The following is an 18925-nucleotide window of genomic DNA, read 5'->3' on the forward strand; positions in this document are numbered from 1 at the left end:
CCGCCCGTCGCGCGTGGCCCCACGACCGCCGCCCGGATCACGGCAGCGGCCCTCATCCGGCGGCGGAGCGACCGCCGGACACCGCGCGGTCCCGGGTGGCCCAGGCGACCATGAACACCGCCGTCCAGGCGGCACCGAGCAACACCGCCCCGACCGTGCCGCTGGCGGTGCTCAATCCCAGGTACAGCCGGGCACCGCCGATGGTGACGACCCCGGCCGCCGCGACGGTCCACGCGGCCACCGCGACCGGCCAGCGGGCGCCCCGCGACACCAGCCACGCCAGCGTGCACAGGCTCGCCGTCACCACCACGTTCTGCGTGGAGAACAGCACCACCCGCCCACCGGCGGCCAGGTCGGCCACGGCCGCGAGCACCACCAGCGGCACGAAGGCACCGACCGTGCCGACGACACTGAGCAGGTCCGCCCGCCAGGGCCGCTGCCGCCACGCCTGCACCAGGGCCACCAGCGCCACCATCACGATCAGCGACCAGCCCCGCAGCAGCGACACCGCCGCCTGGGTCGCCTCCACCGCGTCGGGCGTACGACGGGCCGCGAACCAGCCGGCGATCACCCCGTCGACCAGGGACAGGCCGCTGTGCCGGACCACCACCCGCAGCACCCACGCGATCACCAGCGCCACCACGAACAGCAGCAGCACCCCGGCCGCCAGGTTCGCCAGCAACGCCCACGCCGGCCCGAGACGCAGGCTCAGCAGGAAGAACAGCAACCCGTAGCGGGCCGACAGCCACCGCAGCGGCGGCAGCCGGGACGCCCGGGTCAGCAGCGCCCGCGCCGGATCGGGGTTGCGGCCCAGCCAGCGCCCCGCCAGCACCACCGCGACCAACGCGGCCACCAGCACCAGCACCGCTCCGGTGGCCCGGCCCAGCAGCCGGGAGACCGTCTCGTACGACTCCCCGGCCAGATGCCCGACCAACACCGAGGCACCCACCCAGGTGCTCACCCCGGCCAGGTTCCACGGCGCGAACCGGCGGTACGACATGCCGGACGCACCGGCCAGCCGGGGCACCAGCGTGCGGGCGAACGCCACCCAGCGCGCGGTCAGCACACCACGACCGCCCATCCGGTCGAACATCGCGTCGGCGCGGGCCCACCGTTGCGGCCCCACCCACGCACCCCACCTGCTGGCCCGCAGCCGAGGCCCGTAGCGCCGGCCGGCACGGAACGCCAGCGCGTCGCCCAACGCGGCGGCGACGATCATCACCAGCAGCGCCGGACCTAGCCGCAGCGTGCCGGTGTACGTGAGAAAGCCCACCAGCAGCAGAGTCGCCTCACCGGGGGCGACCAGCCCGATGATCAGTGCCGTCTCGGTGGCCACTATCAGCGCCGCCACGACGTAGATCAGCCACGGCGGCAGGCTCTGCACCGAACTGAGCAGATCGTGCACGGCGCCCCCGGATCACCTCGGCAGGACTGCCCTGCCAGTTTGACAGTGCGGCCCCGCGGGAGACGGACCACCCGGGGTGACCCCGACGCCACGCCGCTACCGCCGAGGCGGGAGGATGGAGCCCATGCAGCTTCGCACGGACCTCCGCAACGTCGCCATCATCGCCCACGTCGACCACGGCAAGACCACCCTGGTCGACGCCATGCTGCGGCAGGCCGGCGCCTACGGCGCCCGGGGCGAGGTGACCGAGCGGGTGATGGACTCGATGGACCTGGAACGGGAGAAGGGCATCACCATCCTGGCCAAGAACACCGGGGTGCGCTACCTGCCCGCCGACGGCTCCGACCCGGTAACCATCAACATCATCGACACCCCCGGTCACGCGGACTTCGGCGGCGAGGTCGAGCGTGGCCTGACCATGGTCGACGGGGTGGTGCTGCTGGTCGACGCCAGCGAAGGTCCGCTGCCGCAGACCCGGTTCGTGCTGCGCAAGGCGCTCAAGGCCCGGATGCCGATCATCCTCGTGATCAACAAGGTGGACCGCCCGGACGCCCGGATCAAGGAGGTCGTCGACGACACCTACGAACTCTTCCTCGACCTCGACGCCGACGAGGAGCAGATCGACTTCCCGATCGTCTACGCCTGCGCCCGCGACGGCATCGCCTCCCTGACCCAACCCGCCGACGGTTCGGTACCGGACGACAGCCACAGCCTGGAGCCGCTGTTCCGCACCCTGCTGGACACCATCCCGCCGCCCGCGTACGACGAGAGCGCCCCGCTGCAGGCGCACGTCACCAACCTGGACGCATCCCCGTTCCTCGGCCGCCTCGCGCTGTGCCGGGTGCGGCAGGGCACCATCGCCAAGGGCCAGTCGGTGGCCTGGTGCCGCACCGACGGCAGCACCCAGCGGGTCCGCATCTCCGAGCTGTTGATGACCGAAGGGCTGGAGCGCAAGCCGGCCGAAAGCGCCGGCCCGGGCGACATCATCGCGGTCGCCGGCATCCCCGAGATCATGATCGGCGAGACCCTCGCCGACGCCGAGAATCCGGTCCCGCTGCCGCTGATCACCGTCGACGAGCCGGCGATCTCGATGACCATCGGCACCAACAACTCACCCCTGGTGGGCCGGGTCAAGGGCGCCAAGGTGACCGCCCGGATGGTGAAGGACCGCCTGGACAAGGAACTCGTCGGCAACGTGTCGCTGCGGGTACTGCCCACCGAGCGACCGGACGCCTGGGAGGTGCAGGGCCGGGGCGAGCTGGCGCTGGCGATCCTGGTGGAGCAGATGCGCCGCGAGTCGTTCGAGCTGACCGTCGGCAAGCCCCAGGTCGTCACCCGGGAGATCGACGGACGGACCTGCGAACCGGTGGAGCGGCTCACCATCGACGCGCCCGACGAGTACCTCGGCGCGATCACCCAGCTGCTGGCCACCCGCAAGGGCCGGATGGAGCAGCTGGTCAACCACGGCACCGGCTGGATCCGGATGGAGTGGTTGGTGCCGGCCCGCGGTCTGATCGGCTTCCGCACCGAGTTTCTCACCGAGACCCGGGGCACCGGCATCCTGCACCACGTCTTCGAGTCGTACGAGCCGTGGTTCGGTGAGCTGCGGACCCGCAACAACGGCTCGCTGGTCGCCGACCGCTCCGGCAGCGTCACCGCGTTCGCGATGACAAACCTCCAGGAGCGCGGCCAGCTCTTCGTGGAGCCCGGCACCGAGGTGTACGAAGGCATGATCGTCGGGGAGAACTCCCGTTCCGACGACATGGACGTCAACATCACCAAGGAGAAGAAGCTCACCAACATGCGCTCGTCGACCGCCGACGAGACCGAGAAGCTGATCCCGCCGCGCAAGCTGTCGCTGGAGCAGGCCCTGGAGTTCTGCCGCGAGGACGAGTGCGTCGAGGTCACCCCGGCCGCCGTGCGCATCCGCAAGGTCGTGCTCGACCAGACCCAGCGGGCCCGCACCGCCGCCCGCCGCAAGCACGCCGGCTGAGACGACCGATGGCCGCAGCCGATCTCCACGCGCGGCTGGACCGGGAACCCGGCACGATCTCGGTGTACGCGGGGCGGCTCGACGCCGCACCCACCTGGACCCGGGACGCCGAGGCCACCCACTACGCGGCGAGCACGATGAAGTTGGCCGTGCTCGCCGCGCTGCACCGCGCCGCGGAGGCCGGCCACCTCGACCCGGACGCCCCGGTCGAGGTCGTCAACCGGTTCACCTCCGCCCGGCCGGACGCCCCGCCGTACTCCTGCCGGCGCGCCTACGACAACGACGGTGCCGTGTGGGACCGTCTCGGCGGGCGGGCGTCGCTGCGCTGGCTCGCCGAACGGATGATCGTCCGGTCCAGCAACCTCGCCACCAACCTGGTCGTCGAACACGTCGGACTGGCCGCGGTGGCGGAGGTCTGGCGGCTGGCCGGCGCCCGGCGCAGCGTCACCGGGCGCGGCATCGAGGACTTCGCCGCCCGCGAGGCGCAGATCACCAACCTGGTCACCGCCGCCGACCTGGCCGCGCTGCTCGGCGCCGTCGCCACCGGCGCCACCCGCCCCGGTCCGATCGCCTCACCGGCCGGCTGCACCGCCATGCTGGACGTGCTCTGTGCCCAGCAGATCCGTCAGGACATCGCCGAAGGGCTGCCCGCCGGCGTCCGGATCGCCCACAAGAACGGCTGGGTACGCGGCGTACGGCACGGCGCGGCGGTGGTCTACCCCGCCGACGCCGAGGCCTACCTGCTCGTCGTCTGCACCACCGTCGGCGACGACCAGACCGACGCCCGGGCCGACGTCGACGCCAACCAGCTGGTGGCCGACATCTCCCGCGAGGTGTGGCAGGCCCGCCACGACCTCGGCACCCTCACTCCAGCAGGTTCGCCCGCAGCGCCGCCACCGTCTCCTCGGTGATCCCCAGACCGTCGCGCAGGTACGCCCCGAACGACCCGTGCACCTGCCGCACCTGTGCGTACGCGGCGTCGAGGTACTCCGGGCGGACCTCCAGCACCGGCCGGACCGCCGTCTCGTCGAGCCCCGGGTGGCGCTGCCGCATCGCGTCGACGAGCACCTCGCGCAGGCTCTCCGTCAGCGGGTTGTGGGCCAGGTAGTCGGCGCGGATCGCGGCCTCGTCCACTCCCAGGGCGTGCAGCAGCACCACGGTCAGCCAACCGGTGCGGTCCTTGCCCGCCGAGCAGTGGTAGACCAACGGCAGGTTGCGCTCGTCGGCCACCAACCGCACCGCGGCGGCGAATCCCCGCCGAGCCGAGTCTCCGGTGACGAACCAGCGGTAGATGGCCGCCATCGCCGCCGGTGTCCCCTGCCGTGCCAGCTCCGCGTACTCGCTCAGGTCGTGGCCGAGCAGCACGGCCGAGACGTAGGTGAAGACCGGATGCGCCGGGTCGTGCACCGGCAGGTGCACCACGGTCGGCTCGCCGACCAGCCGGTCCGGCGGGGCCACCGACACCTCGGACTGGGCGCGAAGGTCCACCACGCAGGCCGGTTCGAGCTTCGCCAACACCGGCAGGTCCTCGTCGGTGAGCCGGCCCAACGCCGGCGTACGGATCAGCCGACCGGGGCGTACCCGCCGGCCGGAAAAGCCGATCAGTCCACCCAGGTCCCGCGCGTTGGGCGCCCCGACGAGCGTCCAGTCCGACGCGCCCGCTCGCTGACTGGTCATGTCCCCCCTTCACGTACAGGGTGCCGTATCCGATGATCGTCTCGGTGGGCGCCCGGTGCGGCACCGCGCCGGCGGTGGAGCTCAGCGACGGGCTGAGGCCAACTCGCGTCGCCGGTCCCGCGAGGACTTGACCAGGCTCGCCGCCGTGGCCACCGCCAGCGTGCCCAGGATGACCAGCAGCGACAGCCAGATCGGAATGTGCGGCGCCCACCCGACGTGCTCACCGTTGTTGATGAACGGCAGGTTGTTGTCCGCGAGCGCCTCCAGGATCAGCTTGACCCCGATGAAACCGAGCACCACCGCCAGGCCGTGGCTCAGGTAGATCAACCGGTCCAGCAGCCCGCCGAGCAGGAAGTAGAGCTGTCGCAGCCCCATCAGCGCGAAGACGTTGGCGGTGAACACCAGGTAGGGCTCCTGGGTGATCCCGAAGATCGCCGGAATCGAGTCGAGAGCGAAGATCAGGTCGGTGGTACCGATGGCGATCATGACGATGAGCATCGGGGTGAACAACCGCCGGCCGTTCTCCCGCACGGTGACCCGGGCGCCCTGGTACCCCCGTGAGATGGGCAGCGCCCGCCGGCTCCAGCGGATGAGGACGTTCTCGGTGAACTCCTCCTCGCTCGACTCACCCTGCCGGGCGAGGTTGATCGCGGTGTAGATCAGGAACGCGCCGAAGACGTAGAAGACCCAGGTGAACTGTGAGATCAACGCCGCGCCGGCGGCGATGAAACCGCCCCGCATGACGAGCGCGAGAACGATGCCGATGAGCAGCACCTTCTGCTGGTACTGCCGGGGTACCGCGAAGCGGGCCATGATGATCACGAAGACGAAGAGGTTGTCGACCGAGAGGCTGTACTCGGTCAGCCAGCCGGTGTAGAACTGCCCCGCCACGCTCGCACCGCTGGTGAGCCAGAGACCGCCACCGAACAGCAGGGCCAACCCGACGTAGAAGGCGACCCAGAGACTCGACTCCCGGACGCTCGGCTCGTGTGGCCGGCGCCCGATGATGAGCAGGTCCACCACGAGGACCGTGGTCAGCGCCACGAGCGTAGCCGCCCACACCAGTCCGGACACGTTCACAGTCTCATTCCTCCGGCCGCCACCCAGCAACCGGCACACGGTACGCCCTCCGCGAGGTGCCGACCACCTCACCCCCGCTAGGCATCCTAGGAGGATGGGTTACTGGGGTGGCTGGTCCGGCGCGGGCGGCCAACGGATGGGAAGACCGCCCGGGGCCGGCCTGGACCCGGTAGCGATGTGGCAGGCTGCCGCAATGGTTCTCGAGGTTGCGCTCATCGACGTCATTCCCGGCCACGAGGAGGCGTTCGCCGCCGCCTACGCCCAGGGACATCCGTTGCTGGCCGGCACGCCCGGCTGCCGCTCGGTACGCATGACCCGGGGCCTGGAGTCCCCCACCCGCTTCGTGCTGCTTGTCGAGTGGGACACGGTCGACGCTCACGAGCGGAACTTCCGGGCCACGGAACGCTTCGTCGGGTGGCGGGAGTTGATCGGTCCGCACTTCGCCGCCCCGCCGCGGGTCGAGCACTTCGTCGACGTGCCCGCCTGACCGACACCCGAGCACCACGCACCGAGTCGAGAAAGTGTCACACCGTCCACCTATCGTGCGTCTCGCGTCGGCACCGACCCCGACGGCTTCGGGGGCGCCGGGTCCGGTGCCGACGCCTCTCCGTGCCTGATCTGCCGACGCGCCGCACGACCGGGGCGATGTGTCACCCGTCGAGCCGGCGGGCCAGGGCCCGCACCGTCTCCTCCTCCGGCAACGCCGTCTCCAGCAGGCAGTCGGTCATCCGTTCGTACCTGTCGACGTCCGTCGCGGTGGTCAGTCGCACATCCGTGGTCAGCGCCTCCAGCATCACGGTGCGCGGATCCGCCGGGTCCGGAAAGGAGTAACAGGAGAAGGGGGTGAGCGGCAGCGGGCGGCGGCCCGCGCCGACCCGCAGCAGCCGGATCGTCACGTGCGGCAGCGCGGCCAGTTCGAGCAGCTGCGCCAACTGCCCGCGCCACACCTCCACCGGGTCGTCGCCCGGCTCACAGGCCAGCTCGGTGAGCAGCGCCGTGTAGCGGGGCGGTTCGACGCGACGCAGCACCGCCTGTCGAGCGGCCCGGGCCCGCAGGTCGGCCTCCACGTCCACCGTCGGATCGATGAGCTGACCGGCGACGATGCGCAGTCGGGCGTACGCCGGGGTCTGCAGCAGGCCGGGCACGATCGCCGGCTGGTACTCCACGATGCCCGCCGCTCCGGCCTCGAGTTCGGCGTACGTGCGCTGCCGCTCCCCCATCTCCCCGAGCGACTTCCACCACCCCCGGCCGGTCGCGGCGTCCCGGGCGATGACGATCAGGGCGTCGCGCTGCCGCGACGGCACCTCGTAGACGTCGAGCAGATCGAGCACGTCGGCCAGGTCGGGGCGGCTCTGTCCCAGCTCGATGCGGGACAGCTTGGAGGTGGACGCCCAACCGAGCCGCTCACACACCTGTTCCAGGGTCAGCGCCTCCCGCCGGCGTAGCTGACGCAGCTCGGCGCCCAGTCGCGCACGTCGAATGACCGGACTCGTTGGCAACGGCATCCCCGCCTCCCACCGAGGGAGAGTACGCACGGCGATCACTTAGCGCAATAGGACGCTCGCATTCCGCTATTCCCCCACTGTAGGAAGTGGATTGTCGCGCCGGCGGCGGCTATCGCACGCCGGCGGCGTCCATGCCGCGCAGCTCCTTCTTGAGGTCGGCGACCTCGTCGCGGATCCGGGCGGCCAGCTCGAACTGCAGCTCCCGTGCGGCGGCCAGCATCTGGTCGTTGAGTTCCTGGATGAGCTGCGCCAGCTCGGCCCGGGCCATCCCCTCGCGGGCCGGGGTGGCCGCCCCGCCCCGGGCCCGGCTGCGGGTCTCCTTGACCGGCGCCTTACCCCGGGACAGCTGCCGCACCGCCCCGCCGACCCGCGTCGCCTCGGTGTCCTCCGCCTCACGGTAGATGTCGTCGAGGATGTCGTGGATCTTCTTGCGCAGCGGCTCCGGGCTGATGCCGTGCGCCTCGTTGTGCGCGATCTGCTTGGCCCGACGCCGGTTCGTCTCCTCGATCGCGTCCGCCATCGACGGGGTGACCTTGTCGGCGTACATGTGCACCTGGCCGGAGACGTTACGGGCCGCCCGGCCGATGGTCTGGATCAACGACCGTCCGCTGCGCAGGAAGCCCTCCTTGTCCGCGTCCAGGATCGCCACCAGCGACACCTCGGGCAGGTCGAGGCCCTCCCGCAGCAGGTTGATGCCGACCAGCACGTCGTAGTCGCCCCGGCGCAGCTCGCGCAACAGCTCGACCCGGCGCAGCGTGTCGACCTCGGAGTGCAGGTAACGCACCCGGATGCCGTTCTCCAGGAGATAGTCGGACAGATCCTCGGCCATCTTCTTGGTCAGCGTGGTGACCAGCACCCGTTCGTCGCGCTCGGTACGCAATTTGATCTCGTGCATCAGGTCGTCGATCTGCCCCTTGGTGGGCTTGACCACCACCTCCGGGTCGACCAGCCCGGTCGGACGGATCACCTGCTCCACGAACTCGCCCTGGGCGTGTTCCAGCTCCCACGGACCCGGGGTCGCCGACAGGAAGACCATCTGGCCGACCCGCTCCAGGAACTCGTCGAACCGCAGCGGCCGGTTGTCGGCGGCGCTGGGCAGCCGGAACCCGTGGTCGATGAGCATCCGCTTGCGTGAGGCGTCGCCCTCGTACATGCCCCCGATCTGCGGAATCGTCACGTGCGACTCGTCGACCACGGTGAGGAAGTCGTCGGGGAAGTAGTCCAGCAGGCAGTGCGGCGGACTGCCGGGCAGCCGGCCGTCGATGTGCATCGAGTAGTTCTCGATGCCCGAGCAGAAGCCCACCTGCCGCATCATCTCGATGTCGTACGTGGTGCGCATCCGCAGCCGCTGCGCCTCCAGCAGCTTGCCCTGCCGTTCCAGCTCGGCCAGCCGCTCGCCCAGCTCCGTCTCGATGTCGCGGACCGCCCGCTCCATCCGCTCCGGACCCGCCGCGTAGTGCGTCGCCGGGAAGATCAGCAGATGGTCCACCTCGCGCACCACGTCACCGGTCAACGGGTTGAGGTAGTAGAGCTTCTCCACCTCGTCGCCGAAGAGCTCGATGCGCACGGCGAGTTCCTCGTACGCCGGAATGATCTCGAGCGTGTCGCCGCGGACCCGGAAGGTGCCGCGCTGGAAGGCCATGTCGTTGCGGGTGTACTGGATGTCGACCAGGCGACGCAGCAGCTGGTCCCGGTCGAGTTCCTGGCCGACGGCCACCCGTACCGCCCGGTCGAGGTACTCCTCCGGGGTGCCCAGCCCGTAGATCGCCGACACCGTCGCGACCACCACCACGTCACGCCGGGTGAGCAGCGACATCGTCGCCGAGTGCCGCAGCCGCTCGACCTCCTCGTTGATCGAGGAGTCCTTCTCGATGTACGTGTCGGTCTGCGGGATGTACGCCTCGGGCTGGTAGTAGTCGTAGTACGAGACGAAGTACTCCACGGCGTTGTCCGGCAGCAGCTCGCTGAACTCCTTCGCCAACTGCGCGCAGAGCGTCTTGTTGGGGGCCAGCACCAGCGTGGGACGCTGCAGCCGCTCGATCAGCCAGGCGGCCGTGGCGCTCTTGCCCGTGCCGGTCGCGCCGAGCAACACCGTGTGCCGGTCGCCGCGACGCACCCGCCGCTCCAGGTCGTCGATCGCCGCCGGCTGGTCACCGGCCGGCTGGAAATCACTGATGACCTGGAAACGGCCGTCGAGCCGGGGTATGTCGAGCGCCATGACCTCAACGGTACGCCGGGGCTCCGACAGTCAGACCCGGTCCGCCCCGGCCACCCCACCGATCGGTCGGACGGGCGACGACGGGTGGACGTCGGCGCGGTGCGGACTTCCGCGACGCCTCGCGGATCCTCCCCGACCGCCCCGGCGACTACGTGCGGCATCTGATCGGCTTCGATATTCGCATTGTGTGGTTCTTCTCACCCCGCTACGCTTTTCCCGTAGGCCGCTCGCGGCGGCCGACCGGGCCGGTGGCGGGCCGCACAAGCCACGCCACCCCCGGCACCGAGGGTCGCAGCACCCGGCATGCCTGGCGTGCGCACCGGACGTGGTCGCGCGGATCGCGCTGACCGGCCGCCGCGAGCGCCCCTGCTCGTCACCCCCGCGTGGTCCGCACCGTTCATCCTCCCGTGGAGAGCAGCTCACAACCGCCGTCCGACAGCCGTCGCCACGCACCCGACGAGCCGCGCACCGATCCGACCCGGGCCGGCGCCCCGGCCGGCGGCGGCAGCCCGGGCGGCACCGGTCATGCCGGGCCGACCGGTCACGCCCGTACGCACACCCGCCGGCACCGCGCGGTCACCCGCCACCGGGCCGGTCTCGCGCCGCCCGCCGTCCTCGACCTGGCCGGCACCGCACCGGCGCCACCACGGCCGGGCGTCCGCCGGGCCGTGGTCTCCGGCGGTCTGCTCGACCTGGCCGCCGGGAACCGGGCCGAGGAGGAGGATCTGGCCGGCGCGACCGCCGAGGCCGACGACCCGCGACGGGTAGCCAACCGCCGACGCCGCCTCACCCTCGCCGGGCTGGCCCTCACCGCGGTGCTCTCCGCCGTGATGCTGGTGGCCACGCTCGTCAACTGGGCGCCCGACGGCCCGGCACCACGGGACCTGACCACGGCCGAACGGGAACGCCTGGCCACCATGCGGGTGACCAACTACCGCGAGTTACGGGCCGGGTTGCACGTCACCGCCGGCGCCGGCGCCACCCGCACCGACCTGCTCGGCTGGGTCGACTGGGCCCGGGGGCTGGCCTACCTCGACGTGGGGGGCCCGGGCGCGGGCGCGTCGCGTGGTCTCGCCCAGGCCACCCCCACCGTGCTGGTGATCAGACCCGACCCGACGGCCGTACCGACGCCGGCCATGCCGCCGCTGGTGCCACCGGCCGACGGTTGGCGGCTGCCCGCCGACCCGGATCTCGCTCCGCTGCTCGGGCTGATCTTCGCGCTCGCCGCCGACCGGCCCGATCCGGCGGACCGGTGGACCGGTCGCTGGGTGGGCCGGGAGCAGCTCAACGGTGAGCCAATCGACGTGCTGGAGGTCGCCACGCCGGACACCGTCGTACCGGCGAGCCGCACCCCCGGTGCCGACACGCCGGACACCGCCATCCCGACCCGCTACTGGCTGGACCGGGCCGGCCGGCTGCACCGGGTACTCACCGACGTCACCGGCATCGGACCGGTCACGGTGGCCCTGAACCGGGCCGACCGTCCGACGCTTCGACCCGTCGAGGCGCTCGGCGGTCGCCCCGGCCTGCCCCGCGCCCTGACCTCCGCCGAACGGGACCGCTGGCGCCGGATGCCGTCCCGCCTGCGCGCCGTCGGCGGGGCGACGGCCACCCTGACCATGCCCGTATCCGCCGCCACCAACCTGCGCGGCAGCGGCTGGCTGAGCTGGACGTCGGGCAGCGCCTACCTCGCGGTCACCGACCTCGACACGGACGCACGACGCACCCTGATCCGTCACCACGGCCGCCAGGTCACCCGCATCGACGGCAGCGGGTCGGCACGTGCGCCACTGCCGCCACCGGCCGCCGGCTGGCGGACGGGACCGCATCGCACGCAGGCCGTCGACCCGCTGGTGGCTGCCGCGCTGCGGGCCGTTCAGCACCCCGACCCGCGGGGCGGGACGGAACGGGTACGCGGCGACAGCATCGCCGGCACCAGCGTCGACGTGGTGCAGGTCGACACCGGCCGCGGACCGCTGCGCTACTGGGTCGACCGGTCCGGGATGCTGCGCCGGCTGGAACTGCCGACCCGCTCCGGTGCCTGGGCGCAGCTCGACCTGACCCCGGGCCGGGTTCCACGGCTGACGCCGCCACGGAAGCGCTGACCCGGTCGCCGGGTGGCGGTCACATCGCCCCGGCGGACCGCGCCGCGCCCCTCAGGGGCGCCAACCGGTGCGGGCGGCCCACTCCTCCGCCCGGAGGTGCTCCTCGTCGAACCACGGGTCCTTCGCCGTGGCGTACGCGCCGCTGTCCGGCGCGGACGCCGCCAGTTCCCGCTTGAACACCAGATACGCGGCCCGCTGGTCGGGATCGGCCCGCAGGTGATCACGCATCAGCAGGGCGTAGCGCCAGCCCGGCGACCCGGTCACCCGCACGTGCAGGTGGACCGGGCGGGCCGGGTCCGCGCTGCCGTGCAGCCGCTTCGCCCACCGGCCGCTGCCGGCCGGTCGGGGACTGTCCCACCAGTCGCCCGGCAGCCGGGGGAAACCTGCGTCGGCCAGCCGCTCGGCCACCACACCGTCGGCTTCGGCGAGGGACGGCACGCCGAGCTGGATGTCGATGACGTCCTTGGCGGCCAGGCCGGCGACGGCGGTCGACCCGATGTGGTCGATCCGCAGGTCCGCCGGAGCGACGGCGTGCCGGATCCGGTCCGCCAGCCGGGCGTACTGCCTCGGCCAGGTCGGGTCGGGATCGACCAGCCTGACCTGCTGCAGTCGCACCGCCCGCCGGTGACGCACGTTCGTCTCGAAGGGCACCAGCCGGTCACGCCAGAGCGCGTCGACCGCCGCGTGCAGGTCGTCGAGGGTGCCCTCGTTGGTCAGCAACACGTCCGCGACCGCCGCGCGGCGGGCGTCGTCGGCCTGGGCGGCGATCCGGCGCTGCGCCTCCGCCCGGCTCATCCCCCGATCACGGGCCAGCCGCGCCAACCGGATGTGCACCCCCGTCTGCACCACGACCACCAGGTGGTACGTGGGCGCCAACCCCACCTCGGCCAGCAACGGGACGTCGTTGACCACCACGGCGTCCGGCGGGGCGGCGGCGGTCAGCTCGACGGTGCGGGCCCGGACCCGACCGTGGACGATCGCCTCCAGCCGGCGCCGGGCCGACTCGTCGGCGAACACCAACTCACCCAGGGCAGCCCGGTTCAGGGCCCCGTCGGCGTCCAGTACCCGATCGGAGAAGGCGGCGACGACCTCGGCGAGACCCTCGGTGCCGGGCGCGACCACCTCCCGGGCGAGCTGATCGGCGTCGATGAGCATCGCACCCCGCTCGACCAGCCGTCCGGCCACCGCGCTCTTGCCCGAACCGATCCCACCGGTCAACCCCACCCTCAGCACGGCACCAGTCAACCCGATCACCCCACCCCCGCCAACCCCACCCCGCCCCACCCGCACTCCGTGTTGATCGTGAAGTGGGCGGCAGTTGTCTTCAAAGTGCCGTCAATTTCATGATCAATGGGGACGACGGAGGGCCCCGACCCGAACCCGGAGTACCGGGTCGGGGCGGGGCCCTCTGGTGTCAGTCGACAGCTTCGGGTCGCGGCGGGGGTCAGGCCCGCCGGGCCGAAGTTGTCAGCGGGTCACTTGCCGCCGGCGAGCTTCTCCCGCAGTGCGGCGAGCGCCTCGTCGGTGGCCAGCGTGCCCGCCGGCTCCTCGGCCTGCCGGCTCGGCGCCGCGCTGGTCGAGGTGGTGGTGCCGCCAGCCGCGGGGGCCGGCTGCGGGTTCGCAGCGGCCTCGGCCTCGGCGGCCCGAGAGGTCTGCACCTGCTTCTGGTGCGCCTCCCAGCGCTGCCGCGCCTCGGCGTACTGGTTCTCCCAGGTCTCGCGCTGCTTGTCGTACCCCTCGAGCCACTCGCCCGTCTCCGGGTCGAAGCCCTCCGGGTAGATGTAGTTGCCCTCGGTGTCGTAGGTCGCGGCCATGCCGTAGAGGGTCGGGTCGAAGTGCTCCTCGCCCTCGACGAAGCCCTCGTTGGCCTGCTTGAGCGACAACGAGATCCGGCGGCGCTCCAGGTCGATGTCGATGACCTTGACCATGACCTCGGAGCCGACCTGCACGACCTGCTCCGGGATCTCCACGTGCCGCTCGGCCAGCTCGGAGATGTGCACCAGGCCCTCGATGCCGTCGTCCACCCGGACGAAGGCACCGAACGGCACCAGCTTGGTGACCTTACCCGGCACGATCTGCTGGATGGCGTGGGTGCGGGCGAACTGACGCCACGGGTCCTCCTGGGTCGCCTTCAGCGACAGCGAGACCCGCTCGCGGTCCAGGTCGACGTCCAGGACCTCGACCTCGACCTCCTGGCCCACCTCGACGACCTCGGACGGGTGGTCGATGTGCTTCCAGGACAGCTCGGAGACGTGCACCAGGCCGTCCACGCCGCCCAGGTCGACGAAGGCGCCGAAGTTGACGATCGAGGAGACGACGCCCTTGCGGACCTGCCCCTTCTGGAGCTTGTTGAGGAACTCGGTGCGCACCTCGGACTGCGTCTGCTCCAGCCAGGCCCGGCGGGACAGCACCACGTTGTTGCGGTTCTTGTCCAGCTCGATGATCTTGGCTTCGAGCTCGCGGCCGACGTACGGCTGCAGGTCACGCACCCGCCGCATCTCGACCAGGGAGGCCGGCAGGAAGCCGCGCAGCCCGATGTCGAGGATGAGGCCACCCTTGACCACCTCGATGACGGAACCGCGGACGACGCCGTCCTCGTCCTTGATCTTCTCGATCGTGCCCCAGGCCCGCTCGTACTGCGCCCGCTTCTTGGAGAGGATCAGCCGACCCTCCTTGTCCTCCTTCTGAAGGACAAGGGCCTCGATGTGGTCACCCACCGAGACGACCTCTGCCGGGTCCACGTCGTGCTTGATCGACAACTCCCGAGAGGGGATGACACCCTCGGTCTTGTAGCCGATGTCGAGCAGGACCTCGTCCCGATCGACCTTGACGACGGTGCCTTCGACAATGTCGCCGTCGTTGAAGTACTTGATGGTCTCGTCGATCGCGGCGAGGAAAGCCTCCTCAGAGCCGAGATCGTCGACGGTGACCTTGGTGGCGCTCGAGGGGGCCTCGATGCTGCTCGTCATGTGGGCGGTTGCTCCGGTCGGATGGTGTGTCACAGCAGGCTGGTGTCGCGGTGACCTGTGCGCGCCAACGGATTTGTCGGCGGGCCCACCTGGAAATCGCTGAACGAGATCTTGATGTGACTCCGTCGACCGCGCACCTGCTCCCTGCCGAGGCACACGATCCGCGAGCGCATCGTCTACCCTACCTGCTGCATTACCACAGCGTGCAAGCCCTCCCGCCTACTCGTCGGCGCACCAGCCGCCAAAGCGGAGATTTCGACCAGACGCCCCACCGGCCCGCCGCCCGCCCTCCCCGCGTGAGGGCCTAGCGTGGCCTGGTGAACGACGACAACCGGGTGACCCGCCGCCGGGTGGGTGACGCCGAGGCCCGCACCGCCAACCGACGCTGGTGGGACGCCGACGCCGACGCCTACCAGGCAGAACACGGCGACTTCCTGGGGGACGTGGACTTCGTCTGGTGCCCGGAGGGGCTGCGCGAGGCGGACGCCCGACTGCTCGGCGACGTGTCCGGGCGACGGGTGCTGGAGGTGGGCTGCGGCGCGGCGTCCTGCTCCCGCTGGCTCGCCACCCAGGGCGCCCGGCCGGTCGCGGTGGACCTCTCCGCCGGCATGTTGCGGCACGCGACCCAGGCCAACACCCGCAGCGGGGTACGCGTACCGCTGGCGCAGGCCGACGCGCTCGCGTTGCCCTTCGCCGACCAGAGCTTCGACATCGCCTGCACGGCGTTCGGCGCGGTCCCGTTCGTCGAGGACTCGGCGGCGCTGATGGGTCAGGTGCACCGGGTGCTGCGTCCCGGTGGCCGGTGGGTCTTCTCGGTCACCCACCCGATCGGGTGGGTATGATCTTGCTAGTATTGATCCATGACGCTGTTGAGCAGCCAGGACCGGCGAGCGGCGATCTGCCTCCGACTCTCCGACGACCCGCACAAGGGCACCAGCCGCGAGGGTGAGGGCATCGCCCGGCAAGGTGAGGACTGCGAGGCGCACGCGGACTACAACCGATGGCCCGTGCTGCATCGCCTCGTTGACAACGACAAGACCGCGCTCCGTCGTCGGCCAGGTTTCGAGAAGCTGTTGAAGCTCATTACTTCCGGTGAGATCAACGTGGTTATCGCGTGGTCGAGCGAGCGCCTGCTGAAGACGAAGACGGACGAGTATCGGTTTTACGAGACGTGTCTTGCCGCACCTCAGCCGGTAGTCGTCTCCTACGCTCGCGGGATGACGTTCGACCTCTCGACTCCGCAGGGACGCAAGTTCTTCGACAACGCGGCGAGTGACGCCCGGTACGAGACGGAGTTGAAGTCGGAGCGCCAGAAGCGGGCGAACCGCCAGCACGCCGAGAAGGGCCGGCCAGCCCCCGGCCCCCGGCCGTTCGGCTACGAGCCCGACCGCGTGACGCTACGCGAGAAGGAGGCCAAGGCCGCGAAGGCTGTCTACCGCGCGATTCTCGCCAAGGGCAACCTCGCGTCGCAGGTGCGCGCGCTGAACGATGCTGGGCTTCGCACCGGGCAGGGAAACCTGTGGCGCACGGAGACGTTACGCAAGTGGCTCGTGAGCCCGCGCAACGCCGGTTTGCGATCCCATCGCGGGGAGGTGGTCACCAAGGCGGCGTGGCCGGCGCTGGTGGACGAGCCGACATGGCGAGCAGTCAAGGCGATCTTGGAGAGCCCGGCGCGCAAGATGAAGACCGGGAAGTCGGCCGTTGGCCTTCTTACCGGGATCGCGCAGTGTGTCTGCGGTGAGTCGGTGAACATGAGTGGCCAGTCCAGGACGGGGGCCAAGAACTACACGTGTCGCACCGGCAAGCACGTCAGCCGGGCCGTGCAGCCGGTTGACGACCTGGTGAGCGATGTCGTGATTGGGATCATTGAGCGTGACGGCGCTGATCTGCTCGTTGACCATGATCGACCGGACGTGGACGCCCTCCGAGAAGAGTTGGAGGCGTCACGGGTCCTGCTCAAGCAACTCGGCGTCGACTACGCGAAGAAGCGCATCCCCCGGGCCACGATGCTTGCCGGCATCGAGGCCGCCGAGGCGGACATTGCCGAGATCGAGGCGAAGTTGGCAGATGCCGGGCGAGTGGACATCCTCGGGCCGGCCGTCGCGGCTCCCGACGTTTGCGTGTGGTGGTACTCCGGAGACGTGAACAACGACCAGCGCCGCCAGATCATTGACACGCTCATGGACGTGACGATCTTGCCGGCAGTCCGAGGGCGGAAGAGGTTCGACCCGGAGACGGTGCGAATTTCGCCGAAGGACTCTTCGCGTCGGGCGACGTGAGCCGACCTTGCGGCAGCATGGCGGCCTGTCCGTCATGCTGCCGCAGGGTCCGACGGTTTCATGAGTAGCGCTAGCGTCGTTCGTTGGTCCTCGGTCAGTGGCGGCCACTCATCAAGGATCTTTCGTACGTGTTCAGCGTGACCGGACCGTCGTTCTCCCCCACACTCCCGAGATCGAGCACTGACAGGCCGCTCGCTGCCCATCGACGCAGGCTTAAGGCTCATCGCACTCACCACCAATGCGCGCGTCGCGGGCGGCGTCGCGGGCCGCCTGTAGATCATCTGCAATGGCGTCAGCGAACATGGATTGTCCGGCGGTGTGGCCGGTTCCGGCGTAGGTCCAGTGCTTGTCGGTGATGGCGTCGGCGGTTTCGTCGTGGGTGTCCTCCTGGTTGTGGTCGCGGCGGTGTTGTTCGCGGGCGGCGCGTAATGCGGTGTAGGTGGTCGAGTAGGCGCGGCTCTTGCTGGCGATGTGGCCTCGGTAGCCGAGTTGGTGTGCCCATCGCCGCAGGTTCAGCGCCTTGTACTCCGGCTGACCGCCGAGGGTCCAGCAGGTGCGGATGAGCGTGCGGGCGTGCTCGGTGACGGGGAGGACCGAGATGGTGATGGCGTCGCGGATGGGCCGGTCCACGGTGATGCCGGCGACATCAGGCTTGGTGACGTACTTGGCGATGTAGGAGGCCACGGCCCGCTCGGTGAGATCGTCGTCGCCGCCGTGGCCGGGCAGGATGGGCCGGATGTCGAGCTGCGCGCCGAAGCGCGAAATTGTGTCCAGGCCGGGCACGGCCAGGTGCACGCGCCGCGTTGCGGTGCGGATGGTCTGCACCAGGAGTGCCAGGGTGGCCCAGGCCGGGGGTGGGGTGTCGGGGGTGGGACCATCGAAGCGCATGACGGCGTGGAAGTGCACCGATCCGCGCCGCTGGTACTCCGCGACTTTGGCGTAGGCGACGCGGACCGCATTGCGGGCGGCCGTGCGGGAGATACCCCGGGCGGTGGCGAGAGCTTCGTAGAGGTTGCGGTGCAGCCGTTGCCACAGGTCGCGGGTGTGCGTGTTCCACAGCACCGCGCCCGGGTAGTCGTAGCAGTCGGCGCAGAGCGGGGAACCGGTGAGCGGGTCGCCGGGCGGGTGTCGGTCGAGGCACCACAGGGGCCGGCCGTGGCCGCAGACGAGCCCACGACGACCGCGTGAGGGTCGGCAGGGTTCGTCGGTGGTGTGCCGATGGACCGGGCCGAAGCTGGGCGCGGTGAACGTGACGAACACGCGCGGATGGCTTCTCACGGTGTCGGGGACACCCTTGCCACCAGCGAGCCCCGACACGACGAGTTGGTACGTGTCGCCCTGGTGCAGACGGGCGCACGGTTCGCAGCGCGACTGCCGCCGGTTGCCGCAGGCGATGGTGAGCCGCCCGTGCGGCTGCTCCGCTGACGTGAAGGAGTGCACCAGGCGACCGGTAGAGGCATCCACGGTCAAGGTATGGCCGACCAGATGCACCGGGTGTTGGCAACCGCCGATGTGACGCACACGGGCCAACCACGCCCGGAATTCGGGGTGCGTGGCGGTGGACAGGATCTCTCGGTCAGTGAACGACAGGCCGGAGTCAGGCCCGCCGGGGGCGGGGGTGGGCATGGTGGTCCTCTGCTCCTCGCGTAGGGATGGCCAGCGTCGGGGTGCCGATCCGGTGGTGGTCCGCCGTC

Annotated in this window: 13 protein-coding genes and 1 pseudogene; 6 read left to right on the plus strand and 8 right to left on the minus strand. The window is 70.8% G+C overall.

From position 1 onward, the window contains the following. Positions 1–52: 52 nt before the first annotated feature. The gene (locus O7597_RS01485; RefSeq protein ID WP_332317169.1) at positions 53–1405 is read right to left on the minus strand and encodes a DedA family protein; all 1353 of its coding nucleotides are present in this window, start codon (positions 1403–1405) and stop codon (positions 53–55) included. A 124-nt stretch (positions 1406–1529) separates the two neighbouring features. On the opposite strand from O7597_RS01485, the gene typA reads away from it, so the two are divergent. Together typA and O7597_RS01495 are read left to right on the plus strand one after the other, a co-directional pair. Then, the gene (typA, locus tag O7597_RS01490; RefSeq protein ID WP_269742548.1) at positions 1530–3398 is read left to right on the plus strand and encodes a translational GTPase TypA; all 1869 of its coding nucleotides are present in this window, start codon (positions 1530–1532) and stop codon (positions 3396–3398) included. Positions 3399–3406: 8 nt separating this feature from the next. Further along, on the plus strand, positions 3407–4309 hold the full coding sequence (locus O7597_RS01495) for a serine hydrolase (RefSeq protein ID WP_281581823.1): 903 nt from the start codon (positions 3407–3409) through the stop codon (positions 4307–4309). Here O7597_RS01495 and O7597_RS01500 read toward each other — a convergent pair. Both O7597_RS01500 and O7597_RS01505 read right to left on the minus strand, forming a co-directional pair. Then, positions 4263–5075 carry a tyrosine-protein phosphatase gene (locus O7597_RS01500; RefSeq protein WP_269742550.1) on the minus strand — a complete coding sequence of 271 codons (813 nt, stop codon included), beginning with the start codon at positions 5073–5075 and terminating at the stop codon, positions 4263–4265. The genes O7597_RS01495 and O7597_RS01500 overlap by 47 nt on opposite strands. An 81-nt stretch (positions 5076–5156) precedes the next feature. Continuing rightward, positions 5157–6155 (minus strand): TerC family protein, encoded by a 999-nt coding sequence (locus O7597_RS01505; protein ID WP_269742551.1) that lies wholly within the window; start codon positions 6153–6155, stop codon positions 5157–5159. Positions 6156–6348: 193 nt separating this feature from the next. Here O7597_RS01505 and O7597_RS01510 point away from each other — a divergent pair, with 193 nt between their 5' ends. Beyond that, on the plus strand, positions 6349–6642 hold the full coding sequence (locus O7597_RS01510) for an antibiotic biosynthesis monooxygenase family protein (protein ID WP_269742552.1): 294 nt from the start codon (positions 6349–6351) through the stop codon (positions 6640–6642). Positions 6643–6805: 163 nt separating this feature from the next. On the opposite strand, the gene O7597_RS01515 is transcribed toward O7597_RS01510, so the two are convergent. Then, positions 6806–7660, minus strand: a complete 855-nt coding sequence (locus tag O7597_RS01515; RefSeq protein WP_269742553.1) for a helix-turn-helix transcriptional regulator — start codon at positions 7658–7660, stop codon at positions 6806–6808. Positions 7661–7769: 109 nt separating this feature from the next. Continuing rightward, positions 7770–9878 carry an excinuclease ABC subunit UvrB gene (uvrB, locus tag O7597_RS01520; RefSeq protein WP_269742554.1) on the minus strand — a complete coding sequence of 703 codons (2109 nt, stop codon included), beginning with the start codon at positions 9876–9878 and terminating at the stop codon, positions 7770–7772. A 407-nt stretch (positions 9879–10285) separates the two neighbouring features. Here uvrB and O7597_RS01525 point away from each other — a divergent pair, with 407 nt between their 5' ends. Further along, positions 10286–11983: a hypothetical protein gene (locus tag O7597_RS01525; protein WP_281581824.1), complete on the plus strand. Its 1698-nt coding sequence runs from the start codon at positions 10286–10288 to the stop codon at positions 11981–11983. 51 nt (positions 11984–12034) lie between these two features. On the opposite strand, the gene coaE is transcribed toward O7597_RS01525, so the two are convergent. Beyond that, positions 12035–13216, minus strand: a complete 1182-nt coding sequence (gene coaE, locus O7597_RS01530; RefSeq protein ID WP_281581825.1) for a dephospho-CoA kinase — start codon at positions 13214–13216, stop codon at positions 12035–12037. 242 nt (positions 13217–13458) lie between these two features. Then, on the minus strand, positions 13459–14952 hold the full coding sequence (gene rpsA, locus O7597_RS01535) for a 30S ribosomal protein S1 (RefSeq protein ID WP_099844791.1): 1494 nt from the start codon (positions 14950–14952) through the stop codon (positions 13459–13461). 317 nt (positions 14953–15269) lie between these two features. Between rpsA and O7597_RS01540 the strand changes: the two are divergent. Further along, a pseudogene (locus tag O7597_RS01540) lies at positions 15270–15791 on the plus strand (class I SAM-dependent methyltransferase); the annotation flags it as partial. A 21-nt stretch (positions 15792–15812) separates the two neighbouring features. After that, positions 15813–17231 (plus strand): recombinase family protein, encoded by a 1419-nt coding sequence (locus O7597_RS01545; protein WP_281581826.1) that lies wholly within the window; start codon positions 15813–15815, stop codon positions 17229–17231. A gap of 213 nt (positions 17232–17444) precedes the next feature. Here the strand turns inward: O7597_RS01545 and O7597_RS01550 are convergent, their stop codons facing one another. Next, positions 17445–18857 (minus strand): replication initiator, encoded by a 1413-nt coding sequence (locus O7597_RS01550; RefSeq protein ID WP_348650782.1) that lies wholly within the window; start codon positions 18855–18857, stop codon positions 17445–17447. Between the last annotated feature and the right edge of the window lie 68 nt (positions 18858–18925).

The organism is Verrucosispora sp. WMMC514, from assembly GCF_027497295.1.
Lineage (GTDB): Bacteria > Actinomycetota > Actinomycetes > Mycobacteriales > Micromonosporaceae > Micromonospora > Micromonospora palythoicola.